Annotated in this window: 1 protein-coding gene; it reads right to left on the bottom strand. The window is 39.4% G+C overall.

All coding sequences use genetic code 11. The features are described 5' to 3' along the window. Positions 1 to 263 precede the first annotated feature (263 nt). The gene (locus JZO70_RS21740; protein ID WP_207675800.1) at positions 264 to 1,370 is read right to left on the bottom strand and encodes a tyrosine-type recombinase/integrase; all 1,107 of its coding nucleotides are present in this window, start codon (positions 1,368 to 1,370) and stop codon (positions 264 to 266) included. Between the last annotated feature and the right edge of the window lie 266 nt (positions 1,371 to 1,636).

The raw sequence follows: 1,636 nt of genomic DNA on the forward strand, positions 1-1,636 counted from the left end.
TTGAATTAAAGAAAACAGGATGGGGCATTAAGAGGTTGTAATACCGGGCTTAATTTAGGGTGACGGTTTTTGATGACGGCGTTTGAGGTTTGAAGAATGTCTTTTAATAACAAAAAGGAGATATTTCTTTGTGATAAACTCAAAAGAAATGAGGAAATCGATTATTACTTTCGGAAAGCGCTTTCTCGAAAAAAGACAAAAAAAGACTCCCCCAAAGTTAATTTCAGCATTTTTTAAAATAACTCTAGTTTTTTAATATTTAGTTAGCTGATTGCTTTTTCCATCCCAGAAATAGCAGCAACCCGTTGCGCTAGCATCGAATCTGAATAAACATCTAGTGTCATCTGAGACGACGCATGGCCTAATAGGGCACTTACTGATGGGATATCCGCACCACTTTCAAGACAGCGCGTCGCAAACGTATGACGTAATTGATGGAAATGCACCTTATCCAATTTAGCTTCTTTCCGCAGCTGATGGAAATGGTAAGTCAGCAGACGCGGTTCGCAAGGCTTTCCGTTCACGGTAAATACATATTCTTCATCCGAGGTCTTCTTACGTGTTTCAAGAGCTTCCCGAATTTTTTTTGACATTGGAATCACTCGCAAAGATGAGTGGCTCTTTACCGATCCGTAATTCATGACAGTAGGCTGTCCATCAGGCATTGTTAGACGCTGATAGGTACTTTCTACCATGATAACGTTTTGATCAAAGAGAACATTCTCCCATTTCAATGCAGCGATTTCGCCGATTCGCATGCCTGTATGCATAGCTAACACAGCGGATAATGCCTTTGAGCTTTTCGACTTGTCTGCTGCTTTCTCCAGCTTTTTTTGTTCTCGCTTAGAAAGAGAACGTACTTTTTTCTTCGCAGCCTTAGGCAACTTCACATCGATGCAGGGGTTCTTTTCGATCTTTCCTTTTTGTTCTGCATTTTTTAAAGATCTGCTTAATAGACCAACGATAATCTTGATACTGCTGATAGATAACCCTTCCTCAAGCCAACCTTGTACCAACTCTTGCAGCTTTGCGTCATTGATTTCATGCAGAGATATCTCAGCTAAATGAGGTAACAAGTAGCGATTGATCTTGTAGCTGTAGCTTGAGAAAGTTGATTCCTTCACTGTATCCTGCATTTCCACCAGCCATTGATCAATCCATTGTTGATAAGTTAGGCCTCCTACAACTTGATAATGAGACAATAGTGCGATTTTTTTACGTAACGGTTCGATTTTATCCTTTACTTCCCGGTACGATTTTCCATAAATATATCCGTAGCGTAATCGCCCATTTTCCCTGCGGCCGATATGGTAGCGACCCTCCCATCGCCCGTCCTTCCGCTTGTAGATATTTTCTCCTGTACGCGCCATAAAATAACCAGCTCCTTCTTGAATTTTGACGACGAATTTTGACGAGAATAGACAACAAATACTTCGAACAAAATCTTGTAGCATCGGCGCTTTTATGTCTCTTTCGAAACGTTTTTCAAAAAACTAACAACACATTTGAATTTTACGTTGCTTTCTACCTTTTTTTATTTTATAATTTTTAATGAAAAGGAATTTAAGTTGAACATCTGCGCCGACTTTTTGACTAAACAGTTGAAACTTTTCCTGTTTTCTTTAATTCAAGGATA

It is taken from the genome of Candidatus Enterococcus moelleringii (genome assembly GCF_017377575.1).
Taxonomy (GTDB): domain Bacteria; phylum Bacillota; class Bacilli; order Lactobacillales; family Enterococcaceae; genus Enterococcus_A; species Enterococcus_A moelleringii.